The sequence below is a fragment of the Flavobacterium zubiriense genome, assembly GCF_041729725.1.
Classification (GTDB): Bacteria; Bacteroidota; Bacteroidia; order Flavobacteriales; family Flavobacteriaceae; genus Flavobacterium; species Flavobacterium zubiriense.
On sequence record NZ_JBCFQL010000011.1, the window covers coordinates 66,605 to 87,118 of the forward strand.

20 protein-coding genes are annotated in these 20,514 nt (G+C 33.7%); 5 read left to right on the forward strand and 15 right to left on the reverse strand.

Features of this window, described 5'->3' with window-relative positions; all coding sequences use genetic code 11:
• Positions 1-61: 61 nt before the first annotated feature.
• Positions 62-406 carry a hypothetical protein gene (locus AAGV28_RS11225; RefSeq protein ID WP_373406901.1) on the reverse strand — a complete coding sequence of 115 codons (345 nt, stop codon included), beginning with the start codon at positions 404-406 and terminating at the stop codon, positions 62-64.
• Between the two features lie 143 nt (positions 407-549).
• On the opposite strand from AAGV28_RS11225, the gene AAGV28_RS11230 reads away from it, so the two are divergent.
• The 3 genes from AAGV28_RS11230 (at position 550) to AAGV28_RS11240 (ending at position 3,638) form a co-directional block, all read left to right on the forward strand.
• On the forward strand, positions 550-933 hold the full coding sequence (locus AAGV28_RS11230; RefSeq protein WP_373406902.1) for a Fur family transcriptional regulator: 384 nt from the start codon (positions 550-552) through the stop codon (positions 931-933).
• Between the two features lie 86 nt (positions 934-1,019).
• Positions 1,020-2,891: an Nramp family divalent metal transporter gene (locus AAGV28_RS11235; protein WP_373406903.1), complete on the forward strand. Its 1,872-nt coding sequence runs from the start codon at positions 1,020-1,022 to the stop codon at positions 2,889-2,891.
• A gap of 93 nt (positions 2,892-2,984) precedes the next feature.
• The gene (locus tag AAGV28_RS11240) at positions 2,985-3,638 is read left to right on the forward strand and encodes a metal-dependent transcriptional regulator (protein ID WP_373406904.1); all 654 of its coding nucleotides are present in this window, start codon (positions 2,985-2,987) and stop codon (positions 3,636-3,638) included.
• Here the strand turns inward: AAGV28_RS11240 and AAGV28_RS11245 are convergent.
• The 10 genes from AAGV28_RS11245 to AAGV28_RS11290 form a co-directional block, all read right to left on the reverse strand.
• The gene (locus tag AAGV28_RS11245) at positions 3,635-3,763 is read right to left on the reverse strand and encodes a FeoB-associated Cys-rich membrane protein (RefSeq protein WP_373406905.1); all 129 of its coding nucleotides are present in this window, start codon (positions 3,761-3,763) and stop codon (positions 3,635-3,637) included. The genes AAGV28_RS11240 and AAGV28_RS11245 overlap by 4 nt on opposite strands.
• A 4-nt stretch (positions 3,764-3,767) precedes the next feature.
• Complete coding sequence (locus tag AAGV28_RS11250) at positions 3,768-4,253, reverse strand: PAS domain-containing protein (RefSeq protein ID WP_373406906.1); 486 nt, start codon at positions 4,251-4,253, stop codon at positions 3,768-3,770.
• Between the two features lie 64 nt (positions 4,254-4,317).
• Positions 4,318-6,417, reverse strand: coding sequence for a ferrous iron transport protein B (gene feoB / locus AAGV28_RS11255; protein WP_373406907.1), 2,100 nt, complete (start codon positions 6,415-6,417; stop codon positions 4,318-4,320).
• The gene (locus AAGV28_RS11260) at positions 6,417-6,656 is read right to left on the reverse strand and encodes a FeoA family protein (RefSeq protein ID WP_373406908.1); all 240 of its coding nucleotides are present in this window, start codon (positions 6,654-6,656) and stop codon (positions 6,417-6,419) included. The genes feoB and AAGV28_RS11260 overlap by 1 nt, the downstream gene beginning before the upstream one ends.
• Before the next feature lie 142 nt (positions 6,657-6,798).
• Positions 6,799-7,467 carry an SCO family protein gene (locus AAGV28_RS11265; protein ID WP_373406909.1) on the reverse strand — a complete coding sequence of 223 codons (669 nt, stop codon included), beginning with the start codon at positions 7,465-7,467 and terminating at the stop codon, positions 6,799-6,801.
• Positions 7,468-7,515: 48 nt separating this feature from the next.
• A complete protein-coding gene (locus AAGV28_RS11270; protein WP_373406910.1) occupies positions 7,516-8,460 on the reverse strand; it encodes a DMT family transporter in 945 nt (314 codons plus the stop codon).
• The gene (locus AAGV28_RS11275; protein WP_373406911.1) at positions 8,460-9,284 is read right to left on the reverse strand and encodes an NAD(P)H-binding protein; all 825 of its coding nucleotides are present in this window, start codon (positions 9,282-9,284) and stop codon (positions 8,460-8,462) included. Before AAGV28_RS11275 ends, AAGV28_RS11270 begins: the two co-directional genes overlap by 1 nt.
• Before the next feature lie 170 nt (positions 9,285-9,454).
• Positions 9,455-9,772: a hypothetical protein gene (locus tag AAGV28_RS11280; RefSeq protein WP_373406912.1), complete on the reverse strand. Its 318-nt coding sequence runs from the start codon at positions 9,770-9,772 to the stop codon at positions 9,455-9,457.
• A 499-nt stretch (positions 9,773-10,271) separates the two neighbouring features.
• A complete protein-coding gene (locus tag AAGV28_RS11285; RefSeq protein WP_373406913.1) occupies positions 10,272-11,057 on the reverse strand; it encodes an alpha/beta fold hydrolase in 786 nt (261 codons plus the stop codon).
• A 439-nt stretch (positions 11,058-11,496) separates the two neighbouring features.
• Entirely contained in the window at positions 11,497-12,072 is a 576-nt protein-coding gene (locus AAGV28_RS11290; RefSeq protein WP_373406914.1) for a porin family protein, read from the reverse strand.
• A 285-nt stretch (positions 12,073-12,357) separates the two neighbouring features.
• Between AAGV28_RS11290 and AAGV28_RS11295 the strand changes: the two genes are divergently transcribed.
• Positions 12,358-14,319 carry a transglycosylase domain-containing protein gene (locus tag AAGV28_RS11295; protein ID WP_373406915.1) on the forward strand — a complete coding sequence of 654 codons (1,962 nt, stop codon included), beginning with the start codon at positions 12,358-12,360 and terminating at the stop codon, positions 14,317-14,319.
• Between the two features lie 225 nt (positions 14,320-14,544).
• Here the strand turns inward: AAGV28_RS11295 and AAGV28_RS11300 are convergent, their stop codons facing one another.
• The 3 genes from AAGV28_RS11300 to AAGV28_RS11310 all read right to left on the reverse strand — a co-directional run bounded on the left by AAGV28_RS11300 (position 14,545) and on the right by AAGV28_RS11310 (position 17,422).
• Positions 14,545-15,582 (reverse strand): NADP(H)-dependent aldo-keto reductase, encoded by a 1,038-nt coding sequence (locus AAGV28_RS11300; protein ID WP_373406916.1) that lies wholly within the window; start codon positions 15,580-15,582, stop codon positions 14,545-14,547.
• Positions 15,583-15,659: 77 nt separating this feature from the next.
• Entirely contained in the window at positions 15,660-16,601 is a 942-nt protein-coding gene (locus AAGV28_RS11305; protein WP_373406917.1) for an OmpA/MotB family protein, read from the reverse strand.
• Between the two features lie 56 nt (positions 16,602-16,657).
• Positions 16,658-17,422: an exodeoxyribonuclease III gene (locus AAGV28_RS11310; RefSeq protein ID WP_373406918.1), complete on the reverse strand. Its 765-nt coding sequence runs from the start codon at positions 17,420-17,422 to the stop codon at positions 16,658-16,660.
• A gap of 139 nt (positions 17,423-17,561) precedes the next feature.
• On the opposite strand from AAGV28_RS11310, the gene AAGV28_RS11315 reads away from it, so the two are divergent.
• Entirely contained in the window at positions 17,562-19,373 is a 1,812-nt protein-coding gene (locus AAGV28_RS11315; RefSeq protein ID WP_373406919.1) for a GNAT family N-acyltransferase, read from the forward strand.
• A 72-nt stretch (positions 19,374-19,445) separates the two neighbouring features.
• Here the strand turns inward: AAGV28_RS11315 and AAGV28_RS11320 are convergent, their stop codons facing one another.
• Entirely contained in the window at positions 19,446-20,393 is a 948-nt protein-coding gene (locus AAGV28_RS11320) for a 2-hydroxyacid dehydrogenase (RefSeq protein ID WP_373406920.1), read from the reverse strand.
• Positions 20,394-20,514 lie beyond the last annotated feature (121 nt).

Sequence of the window (20,514 nt, forward strand, 5' to 3'; positions counted from 1 at the left end):
TAGTTTAAAATATATAAAAGCAATATCATTTTGGTATAAAATGATTTGTTCTTTAGCTATTTTAAAATATGGGTGGTCCCCGAAGCGAGAAAAGACTGCCTTTAAAAAAAGAGGAAGGTTGTGGAGTAAAGTTTGAAATGGAAGTCCCTACTACATTATTTTTATTGAAAGGGAATACGTAAAAATCAGTGGTAGTGAAAGAACTAAAACTAAAATCGCAAGTGAAACATTTTTCAGAAATGCTGTGATTATTGCTAATATCAGCTTTGTTTTTAGAATGTTGATGCGAATGTTTTGCACCCATTTGTTCAGAATGATGATTATAAGCATGTACTGACTGAAACAGTATTGAGAACAATACTGCTATTGACAGAAGAACATTGATTATGATATATTTTTTTTTCATTCCCGAAAAACGGATAATTTTTTAATCGACTAAAAAAAAGATCAATTATTGTCTTTTCTTGTATATTTGCTTAATGCAATTCTGTTGCAAATATAGAGATCTTATTCTTAAACGCAACAATGTTGCGATTTATTTTGTGAAAAATGAAAAACACTCGAAATACTACTGCTAAATCAGCTATTCTAGAATTGATAAAAAATTCTGAAGTAGCGTTGTCGCATGCTGAAATTCAAAAACTGAATCAGGATTTGTGCGATAGAGTAACTATTTATCGAATTTTAGATCGTTTGGTTGCCGAAGATGTGATTCATAAAATTGCCACTCCTGACGGAACGATTAAATATGCTGCCTGTCATCATCATCATGACAATCATCAACACACACACAATCATGTCCATTTTAGTTGCGAAAAATGCCATTCGGTTACTTGTTTAGATTCCGTTGAACCTTCTTTCAACGTTCCTGAAAATTATTTGGTTAAGGAAGTGAATTTTACATTATCTGGTTTGTGTCCAGAATGTATTTGACATGTTATTTCAATTTTAGACTTGACTAAAAAAAAGATTTGATTAATATAATTTTTATATATTTGCGTAATTAGTTTAGAATTACAATGGGAAAATCACTTGAAGAAGTTCATCAGTCGGTTTCGACACAGAATAAAAAATCTGTTTTTAGAAAGATACTTGCTTTTTTTGGTCCTGCATATTTGGTAAGTGTGGGTTACATGGATCCAGGAAACTGGGCGACGGATATTGCGGGAGGAAGCCAGTTTGGGTATTCTTTACTGTGGGTTTTGTTAATGAGTAATTTAATGGCGTTGTTGTTGCAAAGTTTAAGTGCGCGACTTGGAATCGTTACTCAACGGGATTTGGCTCAAGCTTCAAGAGAAACGTACTCCAAAGGAATTAATTATATATTATACTTTTTAGCCGAAATTGCTATTGCAGCCTGCGATCTTGCAGAAGTATTAGGAATGGCAATCGGGATTAATTTACTATTTGATATTCCATTAATCGAAGGAGTTCTAATTACGGTTTTAGATACTTTTTTACTGCTTTTTTTAATCAACAAAGGCATCCGGAAAATGGAAGCTTTTATTATCGTATTGGTCGCTATTATTGGTTTTTCTTTTATTTTCGAAATGATTTTTGCCCAGCCAGAACTGGATAAAGTAATTTACGGTTTGATTCCTTCGATACCTACTGAAACTGCTTTATACATTGCTATCGGAATCATTGGTGCAACGGTAATGCCGCATAATTTATACCTTCATTCGTCATTGGTACAAACCCGAAAATTTGACCGATCTCGAGCAGGAATCAAGCAGGCTTTGAAATACAATTTTATCGATTCGACTATTGCTCTGAATTTAGCTTTTCTAGTAAATGCAGCTATTCTAATTTTGGCAGCAGCCACATTCTATAAAAATGGCATGTTTGAAGTGGCCGAAATTCAAGACGCACATCAGTTTTTAGAACCACTTTTAGGAAACAAATGGGCTCCTATTTTATTTGCCGTTGCCTTAATTGCAGCAGGACAGAGTTCGACAATTACGGGAACTTTAGCAGGACAAATTGTAATGGAAGGCTATTTGAATTTACGAATCCAACCTTGGGTAAGACGAATTATCACACGCTTAATTGCCATTACTCCTGCTGTAATTGTGATTTTAATTTATGGAGAAAGTGTCACTGGAAAATTATTGATTTTAAGCCAGGTAATTTTGAGTTTACAACTCGGTTTTGCTATTATTCCGTTGATTCATTTTGTGAGTGATAAATCGAAAATGAAAGGATTTCATGTTTCGAAAACCACTCAGGTTGCCGCTTGGATTATTGCTACAATTATCGTTTCATTGAATGCTAAATTGGTGTATAACGAAATAACCGGTTGGCTAGAAATTTCTGAAAACCCGATTATTTTGTGGTTAACGGTAGTTCCACTAGCATTTTTTTTCCTAGGATTGTTACTGTATATTGTTTTCAAGCCTTTTATTACCAAGGCAAAGCAGGACATTCAAAACCATTCGCCACACAATTTAAAACTGCAATTTTCTAAATCAGAAAGTTATATCAAAAAGAATATTGCTGTTTCGGTTGATTTTTCAGATGCCGATGAAATTGCTTTAAATAGTGCTTTTGAATTGGGAGGAATGGATGCAAAATACACTCTAATTCATGTGGTAGAAACGGTTGGAGCCATGGTTTATGGAGAAAATATTGACGATCATGAAACCAGTATTGACGAAAAATTACTGTTAGAATACAAGCAAATACTTTCGGAAAAAGGATTCCATGTAGTAACAGAGCTTGGATTTGGTGCGCCTAACAAAGTGATTCCTGCTGTTGTTAACAAAGGTGATTTTGATGTTTTAGTGATGGGAACTCACGGTCATACGGGCTTTAAAGATTTGATTTTTGGAACTACCGTTGATAAATTGCGTCACAAAATTTCAATACCTTTGTTGATTGTAAAAAAATAAGTTTAAACACAAAGCTCATAAAGAGGGCACAAAGTTCACAATATTCTGTGAAAATCTGCAATCTAAAATCGTTAATCTGCAATCCTAAATCAAATGACTTTTTCAGAAGAAAATTATCTAAAATCAATATACCATTTAACTTCATCGTCTGATGCAGGAGTGAGTACCAATGCTATTGCCGAAATGATGGAAACCAAAGCATCTTCTGTTACGGATATGCTTAAAAAATTGGCAGAAAAAGATTTAGTCCATTACAAAAAATACCAAGGTGTTTCCCTTACTGCAAATGGAAAATTGGCGGCCAAAATGATTGTGAGAAAGCACCGTTTATGGGAAGTTTTTCTGGTCGAAAAATTAGATTTCTCCTGGGATGAGGTACATGATATTGCCGAACAATTGGAACATATAAAATCAGAAAAGTTGATTAATAAACTGGATGATTTTCTAGGTAATCCAACCGAAGATCCTCATGGTGATCCCATCCCAGATGCGCAAGGAAAAATTATCAATACCGAAAAACACTTGCTTTCTGAATTATTGGAAAATCAAAAAGGGATTTGTGTTGGTGTGAAAGATACTTCATCTGAATTTCTAAAATATTTAGATAAACAGGAAATCTCGTTGGGTTCTAAAATTGAAATTATCGGAAAAGAAAGCTTTGATTTGTCTCTAAAAATCAAATTGAACAATCAGGAATTAACCATTTCGAATAAAATTGCGAGTAATATTTTTGTAAAAGTGGTTTAGTTACAACCACAATCGCCACTACCACAATTAGTATCTGATTTTTTCTTTTTGAAAAAGTATTTTTTAATAAGGTATCCAATGGCAATTCCAAGGATACTAAAAGCTATAATTTCTTGAAAACTCATATTTTTAAGAGGCTATTTTTTCTAAAGCAATGTAGTTTTGGAATTTTCCTTTTTGGTCAAACATTGGATAAGCTTCGATTTCACACCAATAAGAATCTCCATTTTTTCGGTAGTTTAAAATAACTTCTTTGAATGGTTTTAAATGGGTTATTGCTGTTTTAATCTTTTCTCTAGTTGCTTTAGAAGTTGCTTTACCTTGAAACATTGACGGTGATTTTCCAATTATTTCATCGGGTTCATAGCCACTAATTTTTGAAATAGTTTTAGAGACAAATACAATTTTAAAATTAACATCGGTAATAATGATTTCTCTGTTATCTTGTTGAGACAGTTTCAAAAAATCCTTTTTATTGCTCCAATTGGACTGCATTTTTTTAAACAAAAAGGCGTCCGAAAAATAGGTTTTTCTAAATTCCCATAACGTCGGTGGTAGCGACTTCAATTTAAGTTTGCTGTAATATCGTGCACAAGCATTTTCGTAATTTCTCATAATACAACGGTTTGTTTTTAAATCTGAATTTACTCGAAAGTGTAATTAAACGAAAGATACGGTTTTATTTTAAAATTTGATAAGCAATTAAAGCCACAAAATAAGCCAGTCCGCTCATAAGAACGAGTTGCATTGCAGGCCATTTCCAGCTGTTGGTTTCTTTTTTAGTGATAGCCAGTGTACTGGCACATTGCATGGCAAAAGCATAAAAAAGCATCAAGGATATTCCTGAAGCAAAATTGAATATTTTTTCACCTGTTTCAGGATGTACTTCGGCTGCCATTTTATTTTTTATAGTATCTTCATTATCGCTGCTTCCTACACTGTAAATCGTGGCTAAAGTACCTACGAAAACTTCTCTCGCCGCAAACGAACTGATAATAGCAATTCCTATTTTCCAGTCGTAACCTAAGGGTTTTATGGCTGGCTCGATGGCTCTTCCCATTAATCCGATGTATGAATTTTCTAGTTTTTGAGAAGCAACTTCATTTTCAAACTGGGTTTTGTCTAAAGTGGTGTTAGCAAATCTTTCTTTTACGATGCTTTCGGCTTCGTTAAAGTTTTTCCCAGGTCCGTAAGATGCTAAAAACCATAAAATAATGGATATTGCCAAAATGATTTTACCAGCACCAACAACAAACGCTTTTGTTTTTTCGACCACATTGATCCCCACGTTTTTGAAAAGCGGTAATTTATAACTTGGCATTTCAACCACAAAATAGGTTTTGCTCTCTAGTTTTAATATTTTATTCAAAATATGAGCCGATAAAATGGCTGTTCCAAATCCTAAAAGATACAGTAACATTAACGATAATCCCTGCATATTTAAAATCCCAAAAACACGTTCATTAGGAATTACCAAAGCAATTATTATAGCATAAACAGGCAATCTTGCCGAACAAGTAGTGAATGGTGTTACCAGAATTGTAATCAAACGTTCTTTCCAGTTTTCGATATTTCGAGTAGCCATAATCGCTGGAATAGCACAAGCTGTTCCTGAAATCAATGGAACGACGCTCTTTCCCGAAAGCCCAAAACGGCGCATGATTTTATCCATCAAAAACACCACACGACTCATATAACCGCTTTCTTCCAGAATAGAAATAAACAGAAATAAAAAGGCAATTTGTGGAATAAAAATCAAGATTCCGCCGATTCCAGGAATAATTCCCTGCGAAAGCAAATCGGTTAGAATACCACTTGGTAATGTTGTTGCAGTCCAACTGCTTAAAGCCGCAAAAGTTCCGTCAATAAAATCCATTGGAATGGTCGACCAACTAAATATCGATTGGAAAATGACAAATAAAATAGCTAAGAAAATGAAATAACCCCAAAATTTGTGCGTCAAAACATTGTCAAGTTTGGCTCTAAAATCGGTTGCGGTTGAAGCGTCAATTTTCAAACCTGCTTTTAAAACATCATTGATAAATTGATATCTTTTGATGGTTTCTTTTTGTTGTAAACGTTTTAGTTCCGAATGCGATTTGGTAAATGTACTTCGGATTTCATTTCGCTCTAAATTCAAAAAATTGACATCTTGTGTAATGACCAACCATAATTTGTACAACAACTGATTTGGAAAAGCTTCCTGCAAACTTTGAAAATATTCCGTGTCAATTACAGAAGCATTCAAACACGGTTCGTGCGGAATGGTTTTATAAGAAACAATTAATTCTTTTAATTCTTCAATTCCTAATCCTTTTCTGGAACTTACTAAGGCAATTTTAGTTTTCAATTGCTCTTCAAGAAACGGAATATCAAGTGTAATTCCTTTGGTTTCCATACGATCCGCCATATTAATGACTAAAATCGTTGGGATTTCAAGGTCTTTTATTTGGGTATAAAGCAGTAAATTTCGTTTCAAATTTTCCACATCGGTAACTACAATAGCTACGTCTGGATATAATTTGTCATTTTTGTTTAGCAACAATTCGATGACTACACTTTCGTCCATCGAACTGGCATTTAAACTATACGTTCCTGGTAAATCCAGAATATTCGCTTTGATATTATGAGGTAGTTTGCAAAAACCTATCTTTTTCTCAACCGTAATTCCAGGATAGTTCCCCACTTGTTGGTTTAAACCCGTCAACTGGTTAAAAACCGATGTTTTCCCTACATTGGGATTTCCAATTAAAGCTACGTTAATATTTTGATGAATCATTAAAGCGCAGTTTTGATACGTTCTACTTCAATTTCTTTAGCGGTTTCTACACGAATGGCTACATGAGAACCATTGACATCTAAGTACAATGGATCTCCAAAAGGAGCAATTTGAAGTAATTCGACAATATTTCCAGGCAAGCAACCCATTTCGAGTAACTTTAACGGAATGATGTCAATATCAAAATCTTTGATAATTGCTTTTTCGTTTTTTTTTAAAGAATGTATAGTGGTTCGCAAGACTTATTTAGATTGAATTAATATTACAAAAATACATATTAAATTGCTAATTTAAATTATAATTGCCAGTTTTATGCTTTTAAACAACGTTAATTAAAGTATAAAACAGACTATTTTTGATTGATGTGTTTTTTTGAATAGATTATTTTTCGTTGCTCAAAAACTCAATATCTTCAATTAGTTTTTGAACTTCTTCTTTTTTAGTTCCATCATAAAAACCACGAACTCTTCTTTTAGCATCCACTAAAACAAAATTTTCAGTGTGAACCATATCGTATAATTCGCTTGGTTTTCCCATTTTCACAGCTAAATAGGATTTCCTTGCCATAGCATAAATTTCTTTTTTATTTCCTGTAACTAAGTTCCATTTACTGTCTACAACGCCATGTTCTTCAGCATAAGCTTTTAATACTTCTACATTGTCTACTTCGGGGAAAACAGTATGTGAAAGCAGCATTACTTTAGGATTATTGATAATAGCTTTTTGAACTTCCACTAAATTTGTTGTCATTTTTGGGCAAATAGTTCCGCAGGTGGTAAAGAAAAAATCAGCTACATAAATTTTTCCTTCGTAGTCTTTTTGAGTGATGGTTTTTCCGTTTTGATTGGTAAACGAAAAATCAGCAATCGTGTGGTATTTGCTCACATATTGAATGGTGCTATCTACTAATTCCGGATTTACATCGGCAGGATTGTATATAGGAAGCATTTTTTCAGGTTTCAAAGCATTATAAAAAAGACTAAGCGTAATTGCCGAAAAAATAAGAAAGATACCAATGAAAATTCGGTATTTGTATAAAACAGATTTCATGATTTTTTTTTGCAAAAATACAAAAACTGTATTGGAAATCAGGAAGCATTACTTAATTAAAATGTTTGTTTTTTTACGGCTTTTTCTCAAAGATCGATTGACTAAATACAAACCAAATAAAGTGACAAATCCTCCTATTGCAATTGAAATGCTTAGTGCTTCGCCAAAAATAATTGAGCCTAAAAGCACAGCAACTACTGGATTCATGTAAGCATAAATACTACTAACTTCGGGCGGAAGGTGTTGCAATGAATAGATGAAAATGGTAAAAGTAATCAGTGAACCCACTACTACCAAATAGGCTATGGCAAGCCAAGTATTTAATGGGATTTCGCTCAAACTCACCGAAATCCCTGTTGCTCCATTATAAGCAAATAAAAGAATACTCGAAATAAACATTTGGAATCCTAAACTGTAATATGGATTGTATGATGCTGCTTTTTTCTTAGTGTACAAAGTACCAAATGCCCAGGTAATAGTCGCTACAACCGACAGGAAAATTCCGAATCTAAAATCGGGAATCAGGAAATCAGACAAGTATTCGTAAAAGATGACACAAACTCCACCGAAGCTAACAAAAACACCAATTACTGCCAATTGAGCAATTCGTTCTCCTCTAAAATACGAAATAATAACTATCCAAATAGGGAAAATAGCAGCAATAATAGCCCCAAGTCCGCTACTAATATATTTTACGCCAGCGGTACTCAAACCATTACTCAGCGAAAAATTAAGAATAGCCAAAATAACAATGGTTTTCCATTGCTTGCCTTTAGGCCACGGTGCTTTGGTAAACAAGAAAAAAAGAATATAAAGTAATCCTGCTGCAAATTGTCGTATGGCTGCCATTTGGATTCCAGGAATATAACGCACGCCTTCCTTAGAAGCAATCCAGGTAGTTCCCCAGAAAAAGCCAACCCAAATAAGTGCTAAAACAGGCAATCCAATAGCATTTATTCTGGTCGAAGCAGCAGTTTTGAGTTTGTTAATCACTACAAATCGGTTTTAGTAAAAGTATAGTTTAATTTTTCAATCAAATAATCACTCGAAATCGTTTTTCCAATAGAAGGAATTTCGTTGTTGAATGTTGGCGGAATCAGATTGGATGCTAAAGCTTTTTCTGTATAATAGTTTTCTCTACTCGGATGAAAAGGCGTCACGGCATTTAACGTGGTATTCCAACAATTTGTAGCTATAATTTTTTGGATAATTCCAATACAATCTTCCAAATGAATTAAATTGATGGGTGCTTCAGGATTGGGAACATTTTCCTTTCCAGCTAAAAATCGCGCGGGATTTCGGTCTTCGCCAATTAATCCACCAAAACGTAAAATAGTAGTTTTAAAATCAGTATTGGCTAATAATAAGTTTTCGATTTCGAGTAATTGCTTTCCACTTTCGGTAACAGGAACAGCAATGGTTATCTCGTCCACTACAGTATTGGCTTCGCCATAAACGGCAGTTGAACTGATAAACAGTACATTTTCTACTGTTGATTTTTGGATAAGTGGCAAAATGTTTTCTATTTTCTTGACAAACGAATTATTTGCAGCATCTGAGTAATCCTTGTTTTTCCCTCTCAGTTTAGGCGGAATGGCAATAATAAGTATTTGACTTCCATCCAAAAAATCACTCAAAGTATCTGGAACTGCGTTAGTTTCTAAAGCCAAAACAAAACTTTGAATTCCGATACTTTCCAAATTTGTCAATTTTTCTACTGATGTTGTAGAACCTTTTACCGAAAAACCGTCTTTTAACAGTGCTTTCGCCAAAGGAAGTCCAAGCCATCCGCAACCTAGAATGCTAATTTGTTTCATTTCTATAATGAGTTATTTCAAGTTGCAAATTTCCCATAATTATTCGAATTTTAGGGTAACAGAAGGTTCTTTTTTTTAAGATACAGTGTTAGAGGAGAATTCAGTATGTAACATAAAAAAAAACCACTCCTTTAGTTGTAGAGTGGTTATGGTAATGAGTGATGTGTTATTTAATTTTTTGTTAGTGTGAGTTTCATTTCCTCACTGTCTAATATTATTTGATCGTCTGTAATAGTACTTTCAAAAGGGAATGGTGTGCCATTATCGTCTTTAATTACAAGGCTTTTTCCTTTTTTTGTCAAAGCAAAAGTGCCATCATTTATATCGTTTTCTATATGTCCTGTAACATGTCCATCTTTAGTGAATGTTAATTTTCCATTAGCTAAGATGTCATTTTTTACAGAATCTACATGAGGTGTTTTGGCTTCTACTTCAGTAATTTTCCAGGAGTCGACCAAATTATTTCGCTTGTTATTACAGGACACCATTAATACTGTCATTAGAACAACTCCAAAAATAAATAGTTTAGATTTTTTCATAATTTTATAATTATTAGGTTATAGTAAGAACAAGTTACAAAAAATATGAATTAAAAACACTTAAAATTCAATTATTTATAGCTCAAAATCCGCAAATATAATAATGAGAAAGAATGTTGTTTAATTGATTTAATGATAGTTTATTAAAAATCCGATAGTGCAGGAATTTGCCTGTGACCACAAAGAGGAGCAAATACAGCAAAAAAGTTGTAGTCCTATAAACGCTACAGCTTTTTTGTTTATTTTAAATGACTATTGGTTCTTATAACAATGCGTTCAGAATGTAACAACTTTGGAAGTGATTTTTGTTAGTTTTGTTTTGACAATCTTTGTGGACAAAGCTAAATTAGCTGTCTAACGATGGTGGTGAAAACTCACTCTCTAAGCCAACTTAAGCCTAAAAGCATCCATAAAATTAGAAGATTTAACAATAAAAAAACAGTACAACTCAGTCTCTCTCCTTCAAATAAGCAATCACTGTTTTATTAAAAATCGCGGCTTGCTCCACATTCACTACATGACCACAGTTTTGAATGATAAAAAGTTGGGCCGTTTTCACATGCTTGGCTACCACTTGCTTTACCGAAGGCAAAAACATATAATCTTCTTCGCCCATAACGTATAATGTTGGGATATTTAGTTCTACTTGTCGGAACCATTTTAAAACAGGATTGATTTCGGCAGTCAATTTGAACCATTTGATAAATTCTTTTTGGTACAACTTCTTGGCTTCGTTGATAAACAGCAAACGGGACTGTTTGTGATTCTTTTTTGGCATAATGACAAAAGCAAAAAAACGATACAAAATCAAGTAGGGCAAGACATATTTAAATGTATTTCCTAATTTCATTAAAATTTGGGAACGAAAATTCATTTTTAAAATAGCGCCACCTAAAATCATTGTTTGTACTCGATCGGGATACATTTCTGCCAATTGACGAATTACAATAGAACCCAACGAAATACCTATAAAATGGGATTTTTCAATTTGTAAATGGGCCAAAACTTGGTGAATATCTTCTGCTATGGTTTTGAAGGTATATTTTTTTTGGATAGCATTTTTTAGTGGATTTTTAGAGCTTCCATGTCCCCGCAAGTCGAGCAATAAAACATTGAAATGCTTTTGAAATTCCCGTACTTGTTTGAACCAGATAGACGAACTTCCTCCTGCTCCATGAACGAAAGTGACCCATTGAGTAGTGGCTGAATTTTGGTGTATAGTGAAGTTAATCAAGAGTTCTAAATTTTCTCAAATATAGTGTTTTTTTGTAGGTACACTGGTTAAACAAAATCTAAATCTTAGGATGCATTAACGTATGTAAAGGAGCCCCCGAAGCATCGCAAACAATGTTATTAAGTGAAGCCGTTTTATTCGCTGCTTCGAATTATTTTATACATGAATGCGATGGTTACAGTGTATAAAATGGCATCGAGCAGTCCTAAAGATAGCAGGCTTTTCGATGCTTCGTTACAATTTTATATCGCAAATTATAACTCAATTCGAACAGATTAATCTTTTTGTATAGGACTTGAGTTAAAACTAAAGATCTATATTTATGCTAAATGCACAATCGCTCGGATGTTAGTCAATTAAATTCCTGATGGAAAACATTTTTGTGTATAAAAAAACCACGCAATTTGCGTGGTTCTCTATAAGTATTTCTAGAAGAATATTAGAATTTATATCCTACAGAAGCTTGAACTCCAAAACGATTGTTTCCTGATTGCCCATAAGCTAAATCTAAGAAGTTATAAATATATCTTGCTTGAATAAATGCTCCTGAGTTAAAATCATAAGCCAATCCTGAAACTGAGGCAACATTATATTTTCTCAAGTTGGTGTTAGCATATACTCCATTTGCTTTAGAATCTATAATAGCACTTGCTTGAGGTCCCACTTCAATTGACAAACCTTTAACAAGATAGAATTTAGCTAAAACAGGTACAGCTATTTCGCTAATTTCTAAATCGCTACCGCTTGTGTTTCCGTTTCCATCAAATTTAAAGCTTGAGAATGAATACAAAGCTTCCGCTTGAAACGAAAATTCATCACACATTTTGAATTCTGCGACTAAACCAGCGTGGTAACCTACCTCTGGACGTAAATCATAAACTGAAACTGCACCAGTTGATAACCAATCGTAATTAGCACCGGCTTTAATACCTAATTTTACACTTTCTTTTGCTTCTTGAGCATTTGCAAATCCAAATGCAAAAACTGCTGCTAACGATAAAATAAATTTTTTCATGTTTTTTTTTTTTTGACAATGCAAAATTAAGTAAAAAAAATCCATAAAACCCAGTGTTTACAAGCGTTTCAAGCATTTTTGTGTAGTTGTCTAAGGTACAGTGTTTTACTACATATAAATAGGAAACAATTAACAAGACTATAAAAAAAGCTTGTAGGGTTTTGGGTTAAAAGTTGTTTTAGAAGCGAAGTGTTTTACTAAAGTTTTAAGTTAAGATTCTCAATCGAATTAGAAAAAGTTGTTATTTTAGCACCACTGCCTACATTCTATATACTCTAATGATCCATGAAGACCAGAAAACAAAAAATATTCTTAGTTACTAAAATAGTAGTTGCCTTTATCGTCATTGCTATTATTGGGATTTTTAGTTTTAGAGAAGCGCTTTTGAAGCAAATTATTGCCAAAACAACGACCAAAATGGAAGTAGACTACAGCAGTCGGTTTTTAGTAAAAAAAGCCAGTTTCGAAGGACTTTCAGGTGTTTATCTTACCGATGTAACTTTGGTTCCCAAAAATGCAGATACCCTTTTCAAGATTCAAAAAATAAGAACGAGTGTTAACATCTGGCGGTTGTTGGTCGGCGATATACAATTAGGAACTTTAGAAATCAAAAATGGTTATGTTCAACTGACTAAAAAAGGAAAAGTAAAGAATTTTGCTGCTTTTTTAAAAAGAAATAAGGACGAGGAAAATTCAACTAACAAAAGAGACTATGCCGCTTTTGCGTACCGAATTATTTCCAGGGTGCTGAATTTAATTCCGACGGATATGGATGTCGAAAACCTGAAATTCAAACTCGATGACAACGGAAAAAAAGCCACAATCGATATTAAAAAATTAGTGTTAGCCAACAAGGAACTCGAAACTTCGATTCATGTAAAAACCAATACGTTTGCCCAACGCTGGAAAATAAAAGGTTTTGCCGATCCTCGAAATAAAAAAGCCGATATTCGATTTTTTAATATTGATACAGGAGCTATCAAAGTGCCTTATTTTGATGAACGCTACAAGTTTATTTCTAGTTTTGACTCCATTCGATTAAATATAGAAAACATTGATAAAAGTGGTGACGAATTACATATTGACGGCTTTACTTCGATAGCCAATTTAAAAATTAATCATACTAGAATTGCTCGGAAAGTTGTGCTAATTAAAAACGCCCGTTTTGACTATCGATTGCTTTTAGGTTCTGTTTTTGTTGCGGTCGATAGCAGTTCAACCATGCAATTCAACAAAGTAAAATTCCATCCCTATTTGGCTTACGAAACCGAAGAAGATACCATTTACAAACTGAAAGTCAACATTCCAAAAATGAAAGCCCAGGATTTTATATCTTCTCTTCCGGATGGTTTGTTTACCAATTTTCAAGGTATGGAAGCCGAAGGCACTTTCGATTATAATTTAAATTTCGAATACAATAAAAACAAACCAAAAGACTTGGTTTTTGATAGTAATCTTAAGAAAGAAAACTTGAAAATTACCAAATACGGCGAAGCCAATCTCAACAAACTCAATGGCGAATTTATTTATCGCGCTATTATAAACAATGTGCTGCAACGACCGGTTTTTGTTGGAGCAGCTAACCCAAATTATACACCGCTAGACCAAATTTCGCCTTATTTACAAAAATGTGTCTTGACTACCGAAGATCCTTCGTTCTTTTCGCATCGTGGTTTTATCAATGAAGCTTTTAAGCAATCCATTATAAAAAACATTAAAACTAAGAAATTTGCTCGTGGTGCTAGTACCATTAGTATGCAATTAATCAAAAACGTTTTTCTAACCAGAGAAAAAACTTTATCCCGAAAACTTGAAGAAATTCTTTTGGTTTACATTTTAGAAAACAACCGAATTGCGAGTAAAGAACGCATGCTAGAAGTCTATTTTAATATTATCGAATGGGGGCCAAACGTGTATGGAATTGGAGAAGCAAGTCAGTTTTATTTCCAGAAAATCCCATCCGATTTGACTTTTAACGAATGCTTGTATCTGGCTCGAATTATTCCCAGTCCGAAAAAATTCATGTATCAATTTAATGAGGAAGGAAATCTAAGAGAATCGGCAGTGCAACAGGTTTCTTTTTTAACCGATTTAATGATTCGAAGAGGATTGTTGACTCCAGATGATACTGTTTTTAAAAGTCAGCCTACTGTTTTAACCGGACCAGCAAAATCGTTACTTCGTATAAAAGTAAAAGATACTACTGTTGTTGATTCTTTATTGGTAAAAGAGGAATTTGAGTTTTAAAATTTTAGTTAACCGCAAACCCGCCAGGATTTTTTTAATAAAAACATAGGAGAAATTAAATTTCATTAAGCGCTATTTTTAAAAAGTTCAAAAAAAACCGCAGATTCACAGATTACAATTTAAATCTGCGAATTTGCGGTAATTTTTTTGAGTATTCCTTTGTGTTTTTTGCGGTTAAGCAAAATAAACTGAATACTAAAAACTGGATACTGATTACTCTTTTAATTAAGGAGCAGGATCAGGAATCACCGCATGAACCGCATTAATTTCTTTGATGGTTTCATCGGATAAAACAACATCAATAGAAGCAATATTTTCTTTTAGTTGTTCTAAAGTTGTTGCTCCAATAATATTACTAGTTACAAAAGCTTGTTGGTTTACAAAAGCCAAAGCCATTTGGGCTAAAGACAAACCGTGCTTTTCAGCAATTTCAACGTATTGTTTGGTGGCTTCCGTGCTTTGTGCGCTGTTGTATCTGGAAAATTGTGGAAATAATTTTATTCTGGCTTTTGGATGACTTTCACCAGTTAAAAATTTACCCGAAAGTACGCCAAAAGCCATTGGAGAATAAGCAAACAAGCCAATATTTTCTCGTTTACAAATTTCAGCAGAGCCCACTTCAAATTGACGATTTAGTAATGAATACGGATTTTGAACCGTTTTAATTTTCGGCAAATTATTATACTTGCTTTCTTCCAGAAAACGCATCATTCCCCATGGTGTTTCATTCGAAAGTCCGATGTGTTTTATTTTTCCTTCTTTGATAAAACCGTCTAAGGTTTCTAATATCAATTGGATATTATCTTCCCAAGCGTCTTCTTGAACCACAAATCCTCTTTGTCCAAAGAAATTGGTTTTTCGTTCTGGCCAGTGCAATTGGTACAAATCAATATAATCGGTATGTAAACGTTGCAAACTTTTGTCCAAAGCATATTTTAAACTTGCTGGTGAAAAATCAAGTTTGTCGCGCATGTAGCCAAAATTAGGATTGGGTCCTGCAATTTTTGAAGCCAAAACAATTGCTTCTCTTTTGCCTGATTTTTTAAACCAGCTTCCTAGGATTTTCTCGGTACTTCCGTAAGTTTCCTCACGTGCTGGTACCGAATACATTTCGGCAGTATCAAAAAAGTTTACGCCATTTTCAATTGCATAATCCATCTGGGCGTGTCCATCTGCTTCGGTGTTTTGTTGCCCAAAGGTCATGGTACCTAGGCATATTTTACTCACTTTTATATCAGTATCGGGTAAAGTAGTGTATTTCATAAAGAGTAAAAGTTATAATAAAGTCGAAAGTCATAAAGTCGAATTCCTTTATGACTTTTGACTTTGGACAAAAAAAATTAATTTATTTCGTTTAACATGTCAGCAATTTCGTCTAATCTTGGCGTTAATATAATTTCGATTCTACGGTTTTTTGCTTTTCCTTCGGCAGTTTCATTAGTAGCTAAAGGCGAAAATTCTCCTCTTCCGGCTGCAGTCAAACTCTTTTTATTAATCGCTTTATTCTCACTCAAAATGGATACAATAGCTGTTGCTCTTTTAGTTGATAAATCCCAGTTATCAGCAATTGGACCTGAACCTCCATAAGGATCATTATCGGTGTGTCCTTCAATAAGTACTGATATATCTGGATTGTCACCTAAAACTTTTCCTAATTCTACTACTGCTTTTTTTCCTTCAGGACCTACTGACCAGCTTCCAGAATTAAACAGCAATTTGTTTTCCATAGAAACGTAAACTTTTCCGTTTTTTTGTTCTACGGTCAGTCCTTTTCCTTCAAATCCATTTAAGGCTTTTGATAAAGTTTCTTTCAGTTTTAGCATTGTCGCTTCTTTAGCAGCAATCATGTCTTCTAGTTCGTTTAAACGTTGTGCGTTTTTATTCAAACGTTCTTGTTCGATTGACAATGCTTTTTGTTTTGCTTCTAGTTCAGCTAATAAATCGCGATTCTTTTTTAGGTTGGCTTGCAAAGATTCGTTGCTGTTTTTTTCCAACGCTTTGTATGAATCTTGCAAAAGAGCCATTTTTTCATGCAACGCTTTTTGGTCAGCAGTCAATTTATCACGTTCTGATTTTAGTTTGCTCAAATCGTTTTTTAGAGCATCTCTGTCTAGTTCTAATTGATTTTTTGCTTTTAAAAGATCGGCGTTTTCGTCGGATAGACTTCTATTCTCTTTCTTTAAATCAGTATACTTGTTTTCTAAATCGGTATATATTTTTTTCGAAACACAGGAAGTCGAAAGTGCTATGACTAACAAGCCTAAGGAGATTTTCTTTATCATTTTTCTTTAATTTTATTTGAATATAACTGTTTTTTGACATTGTCATTGATATTACTCTATTCTATGTCTACAAGAACGGGACAATGATCAGAATGTTTTGCTTCGGGCAAAATAAGTGCTCTTTTGATACGGTCTTTCATAGGTTGACTCACTAAACAATAATCAATTCGCCACCCTTTGTTGTCTGCTCTTGCTGTTTTTACGCGTACGGTCCACCAAGTATAATTTCCAGGTTCTTTGTTTAAATGACGAAAACTATCAATAAATCCATTTTTCAAAAAAGCATCCAGCCAGGAACGTTCTGCCGGAAGAAAACCAGAAACTTTAGCGTTTCTAATAGGATCATGGATGTCGATAGCTTCGTGACAAATATTGTAATCTCCACAAATAATAAGATTCGGGATTTCCTGCTTCAAATTAGTAATGTAGCTTTGGAAATCATCCATAAACATAAATTTATGACTCAATCTTTCAATATTTGTACCAGAAGGTAAATATAGACTCATAACTGAAAAATCATCAAAATCTACACGTAGTGTTCGTCCTTCAAAGTCCATGTACTCAATTCCTGTGCCATAAACTATATTATTTGGTTTAATCTTGGATAAAATAGCAACTCCGCTATAGCCTTTTTTTGTGGCTGGAAACCAATAATGGTAGGGGTATCCAGCTAACTCAAAGTCCATCAACGGAAGTTGATCTGGCGTAGCTTTAATTTCCTGAAGACAAACCACATCGGGTTTTGCTTGTTCTAACCAATTAATAAATCCTTTTGAAATTGCAGCACGAATTCCATTAACATTATAGGATACAATTCTCATTTGTTTCTTTTTTTTTGATTTTCAAAAATACTAAAAAATAAAACGGATAAGCCATAAAATTCTAAAATCAAATAAGGCTCATAGCAGGATAATCGAGTTTTTTTCTATCTTTGTTTTTCGCTCAAAAAATAAAAAATAGATGGGTTTAGTTACCGCCAAAGAAGTTGCAAAAGCAATTAATGTTCAGAAGTACGGGGTCTTAGGGACTTTTTCCGGTTGGTTATTAATGAAGGTACTCAAGATCTCTACCCTAAATAAAGTCTACAATCGCAATAAAAATTTAAAAGAAATTGATTTTTTAAATGGAATAGTCAATGACTTACAAATAAAGTTTGATATTCCCGAAGAAGATTACAAACGCTTACCTAAAGATGGAGCTTATATTACTATTTCAAATCATCCCCTTGGAGGAATTGATGGTATTTTATTGTTGAAATTAATGCTAGAAAGAGAGCCTAATTTTAAGATTATTGCTAACTTTCTTTTGCATCGAATAGTTCCATTAAAGCAATATATTATGCCAGTGAATCCTTTTGAAAATCATAAGGATAAAAAATCGAGTGTTTTAGGAATAAAAGAAACTTTACGCCATTTAAGTGATGGAAAACCATTAGGAATGTTCCCAGCAGGTGAGGTTTCTAGTTATAAAGACGGTCAGCTTATTGTAGATAAACCATGGGAAGAAGGAGCAATCAAGGTTATTAGAAAAGCTCAGGTACCAGTTGTACCTATTTATTTTCATGCTAAAAACAGTCGTTTGTTTTATATGCTTTCTAAAATCAGTGGAACTTTGCGCACGGCCAAATTGCCATCGGAACTTTTTAGTCAAAAAAACCGTGTGATTAGAGTGAGAATTGGAAAACCAATTTCAGTTGCTGAGCAAAATGAATACGAAACGATAGAAGCTTATTCTGAATTCTTGAGAAAGAAAACGTATATGCTCGCTAATCCTTTTGAAAAAGAAAGTAAATTATTAACACCTTCGAATCTAAAAATCACAAGAAATCCTAAAGAAATTGCAACTCCAGCGAATGTAGAAAAAATTATTTCGGAAGTCAATGCCTTAAGAAATACTGATTGCCGACTTTTGCAAAGCAAGAACTACGAAGTTTTTTTTGCTGAAGCAGATAAAATTCCGAGTGTCTTACATGAAATCGGTCGTTTGCGTGAAATTACCTTTAGAGAAGTAGGCGAGGGAACCAATGAATCTATTGATTTAGACAAATTTGACAAATATTACCACCATCTTTTTTTATGGGATGATGAAGCCAAAAAAATTGCAGGCGCCTATCGAATGGGATTGGGTTCAGAAATTTATCCAAAACACGGTATTGAAGGATTTTATCTTAATGAACTATTTCGTTTTGAGCCAGAATTGTATGAAATGATGCATCAATCCATCGAAATGGGGCGTGCATTTATCATCAAAGAATACCAACAAAAACCAATGCCGTTGTTCCTTTTATGGAAAGGAATTATCCATACCACATTGCGTTTTCCAGAGCATAAGTATCTTTTAGGCGGGGTAAGTATCAGTAATCAGTTTTCTGATTTTTCAAAATCTTTAATGATTGAATTCATGAAATCCAATTATTACGATCCTTATATCGCGCAATACATTCATCCTAAAAAAGCCTATAAAGTAAAGCTAAAAGATGCCGACAAAGATTTTATATTCAATGAAACTGAAGCCGACTTGAATAAGTTTGATAAGATTATTGACGAATTAGAACCAGGTATTTTACGTTTGCCAGTACTGATAAAAAAATACATCAAACAAAACGCAAAAGTGGTCGCTTTTAACGTGGATCCTTTGTTCAATAATGCTGTTGATGGTTTAATGTATATTAGAATTGCTGACATTCCAGAAAGCACCATGAAACCAGTAATGGAAGAATTCCAGGCAGAACTGGAGCGAAAATTTAACGAAAAAGGCGAATACCCTATATAACAACAAAAAGTCTCTGTAATTAGAGACTTTTTTATTGGGATCCATTTATAGTGATAGTAATATTTTTTCTAATTATCGACTGTAAAGCACTTTGATTTTATCTACAATTACCTGCGCTAATCGTTCATGACTTTCAAATGTCCAGCCCGCAATATGAGGAGACAATAGTACGTTATCGGCTACTAATAAATACTGAAAAGCTCCTGGTGTATTTTTATCTTGAAATAAAGTTTCAAAAGAAAGTTTTTCATATTCTAAAACGTCTAATCCAGCACCTAATATTTTTCCTGATTGCAAAGCCGTAACCAAATCAGTAGTTACAATGTTTTTTCCTCTTGAAGTATTAATAATCCAAAACGGTTTGGCAAAAGCATTAATATATGCCGAATTGACCATTTTGTCCGTTTCTGGAGTCCAGGGAAGATGTAAGCTTAAAACATCCGTTTTTAGTTGTAATTCAGCTAATGAAACTTGTTTTGCGTTGGCATCGCCCACATTTTCTTTAATGTCATAACAAAGTACCTCCACATCAAAACCTCTTAGTTTTTTAGCAAACCATTTTCCCATATTTCCGTATCCAATAATACCTATAGTTTTTCCGTCTAATTCATGACCGCGATTATTTTCTCTGTTCCAATGTCCGGAACGAATTTCTCTATCGGCACGATTGAGATTATTAAAAAGCGACAAAATCATACCTAAAGTATGTTCAGCTACCGCATTTCGGTTTCCTTCTGGAGCGGCAATTAATTCAATGTTTTTAGACAAAGCATAATCGCAATCAATACTTTCTAATCCAGCACCCACACGAGCTATAAATTGAAGATTTGTTGCTTTGTCCAAGAAAGTTTTATCGATTTTAAATCGGCTGCGAATTACAATTCCGTGATAATCCTGAATTTTTGATTCTATGGTTTCTTTTGACGAAGTAAAATCCTCATGGTTTTCGAAACCTAATTCCTGTAATTGCTGCATCAAAATGGGATTATTACTGTCTAGGTGAAGGATTTTAATATTCATAAGTATTTTTGAGTTGAGTCCTCAAAAATAACAAAAAACCATTTCTAAATTTAGATAAACTTAGAAATGGTTTTGGATGAATTAATCAAACCTAAAGTAGTTTTTTTACATACGCATTTTT